The organism is Arthrobacter sp., assembly GCF_031179385.1.
In the GTDB taxonomy this organism is placed as follows: domain Bacteria; phylum Actinomycetota; class Actinomycetes; order Actinomycetales; family Micrococcaceae; genus Arthrobacter_D.
The window spans coordinates 1-2584 of record NZ_JAPSHV010000063.1; the positions used below are offsets into that span (position 1 = coordinate 1).

General features: G+C 66.8%; 4 protein-coding genes and 1 riboswitch. All 4 genes read right to left on the reverse strand.

The genetic code is table 11. The annotated features are described in order from the left end of the window. The coding region (locus RIF85_RS09980; RefSeq protein ID WP_309071761.1) for a rhodanese-like domain-containing protein at positions 1–343 on the reverse strand (343 nt) is incomplete at its 3' end. 6 nt (positions 344–349) lie between these two features. Beyond that, positions 350–475, reverse strand: a riboswitch (SAM riboswitch). Between the two features lie 87 nt (positions 476–562). Continuing rightward, complete coding sequence (locus tag RIF85_RS09985) at positions 563–1417, reverse strand: aminodeoxychorismate lyase (protein ID WP_309071762.1); 855 nt, start codon at positions 1415–1417, stop codon at positions 563–565. 18 nt (positions 1418–1435) lie between these two features. Beyond that, positions 1436–1720, reverse strand: coding sequence for a hypothetical protein (locus RIF85_RS09990; protein WP_309071763.1), 285 nt, complete (start codon positions 1718–1720; stop codon positions 1436–1438). Between the two features lie 99 nt (positions 1721–1819). Continuing rightward, the coding region (locus tag RIF85_RS09995) for an anthranilate synthase component I family protein (protein ID WP_309071764.1) at positions 1820–2584 on the reverse strand (765 nt) is incomplete at its 5' end.

Here is a 2584-nt window from a genome sequence, read left to right on the forward strand (position 1 = left end):
GGATCACGTTGTACGCGGTGTGGCCCGCGGCGGCGGCGCTCTGCGCAGCCGCAACCGAGCGGACGCCGGAGCGGCACAGGAAGAGCAGTTCCCGCCCCTTCAGGCCGTTGAGCTGGTTGAGGAACGAAACGTTGCGGCTGCCGTCGGACCGGTTCCATTCCAGGAACAGCGGCACGGTTCCGGCGTCGGTGAGGTCCGGGACCCCGACGCTCTGCCACTCCTCGACCGTGCGGACGTCCACAAGGATGGCGCCCTTGCTGACGCGTTCCACCGCTTCCCGGGGGGTGATGTCACCGGCGTAACCGTTGCCGGAGCGGACCTGGGGGGTTGGATGCTGTGACACTGTGTCTCCTCACGCTGTGCACGTTGGTGATCGTGGTTCCTGATCGGTGTGCCGAGTAGTCACCTGAGGCACCCCGCCGTGAAAGAGGGTTGCCGGCCAGCAAGTCAGGGCTTTGCGCTGGCGCTCGTTACTCCGGTTTGAACGTAGCATCGGCGGCGGCGAACCTGCCATGCGCGGCCGTAACGTGCGGTAACGCCATGCCCTCCTGATCCAGCCGGGTCAGGAGACGGCGTCCACCAGCGCGCCCAGCTCCTTCGTCAGTTCCGGCGATGTGGCGACCGGTTTTCCGTCGATGCTCTCGACCTCCGCGAGCAGCCGGACGCTGGAAATCAGCCAGACCCCGTCCGCGGTGAACAGGTCTTCAGGAACAAGAGGACCATAACCCAGTTCCCAGCCGGCCTCGCGGGCGGTGGCAAACAGCGCCCCCTGCGAGGTGCCGGGGAGGATCCCGCTCTCCAGTTGCGGCGTAATGAGTCGCTTGACGCCGTCAGCAACCCGGGCAATGAGGACTGTCGATGTGGGTCCCTCGAGGACCTTGCCGTCGGAAGAGGTGAAGATGACATCATCGGCGCCGTGCGCCCGCGCGTATCGCAGGGCAGCCATGTTCACGGCGTAGGAGAGCGTTTTCGCTCCCATCAGCAGCCAGGGCGCGCGTTGGGCCACCGTGCTGTCGTAGCCGCGGTCGAGCAACAGCACCTTCAGGCGCTGTCCGCGCAGTTCCTTCGGCAGCGGAGAAACCTGCACCCAGGCGGTGGCTCCCGCTCCCTCCTCGCCGCGGGTGGCAACGAGCTTGACGACCAGTTCGCCGTCGTCGTCGGCTTCCGCAAGTGCAGTGGTGATGGCTCGTTCCCAGACGCTCGACGCCGGGACGTCGAGTTCCAGCGCTTCGGCGGACGTGGCGAGGCGCGCCAGATGCGCCTGCAGCTTCCGGGGGGCGCCCTGCACCGCCAGCATGGTCTCGAAGATGCCGTCCCCGCGGGTGATGCCCGTGTCGGTGACCTTGAGCTGCGGTTGCCCTGCGTCGGCGATGCGGCCGTCGGGATAGGCGGAGTCGAGGAACACCAGAACAGTCATGCGCCCAAGCCTAGTCACTCAGGAGTCCGAGCCGCTTCCCTCGTTCAATCCGCGCTGGGCCCAATCTGCCTCGTCGGAGGCTTCCTCCGGGAGTGGATCGGTGGCATCCGGTACCTGGTCGGGGGCGTAGTCGATGAGGCCCGCGTCGACCCGCTCCTGCTCGGTGGCTGCCGCCAGGGCATCATCGTCAAGGCGTTCAGGTTCTCCGGCATGGCCCTGGTAGATGCGGTTGGGAAGGAACTCGTTGTCCGGTTCCTGAACGTCATCCAGGTTCGGGGTGTTCTCATCGTTGGAGCTAGTCATGACCGTTCTCCTTCGTCGCTTCTTCCGTGATCCGTTATATGGTTCCACACCGGGTAGGGGGACGGAAGGGCCCGTACAGCAACCAATGGCGGCGGGCGGTCACTCGGGAAAAACCGAGCCGAGCGCGGAGAGCACCCCGAACGCCTTGGTCCGTACTTCTTCCCACTCGTCCGCGGGGTCGGAGTCGGCTGTGATCGCGCCGCCCACGCCGAGCGTGAGGCTGGTGCCGGCGTCGTCGTCCTGCACGACAAGGGTACGGATGACGACGGCGAGGTCCGCCGCGCCATCGAGCGAGAAGTACCCGGCGACACCGGAATAGACGCCGCGGGGAGCACCTTCAAGCCGGTCAAGGATGGCCATGGTGCTGATCTTCGGGGCGCCGGTCATGGAGCCGGGAGGAAAGGCAGCAGCGACAGCTTCAGCGCGGGACGAACCGGGCCTCAGCCTCGCGTCGATGGTGCTGACCATCTGGTGGACGGTTGCGTACGTCTCGATGTCGCAAAGGCGGCTCACTGTGACGGTTCCGGGGGTCGCGAGGTGGGACAGATCGTTGCGCAGCAGGTCAACGATCATGATGTTCTCGGCCCGGTCCTTGGCGCTGGTGCGCAGGTCCGTCTGCAGGGCAGCGTCTTCCTCGGGGTCGGGGGAGCGGCGCCGCGTGCCCTTGATCGGTTCGGCGCGCATGCCGCCCGACGCGTCCAGCCGAAGGAACCGCTCGGGCGACGTGCTTGCGACGGCCATCCCGGGGAAGACCAGGTAATGCGCGAACGGTGCCGGGTTGGCCCGGCGCAGAGCAAGGTACACCTCCAACGCATCGACCGGTGCATCGTCGTGCCCGTTCAGGGCGGTGGTCAGGCACACCTC

What these genes read in the sequence shown, in the direction of transcription:
- RIF85_RS09985 (WP_309071762.1), bottom strand. Translation starts at nt 1,417, where the DNA reads ATGACTGTTCTGGTGTTCCTCGACTCCGCCTATCCCGACGGCCGCATC.
- RIF85_RS09990 (WP_309071763.1), bottom strand. Translation starts at nt 1,720, where the DNA reads ATGACTAGCTCCAACGATGAGAACACCCCGAACCTGGATGACGTTCAG.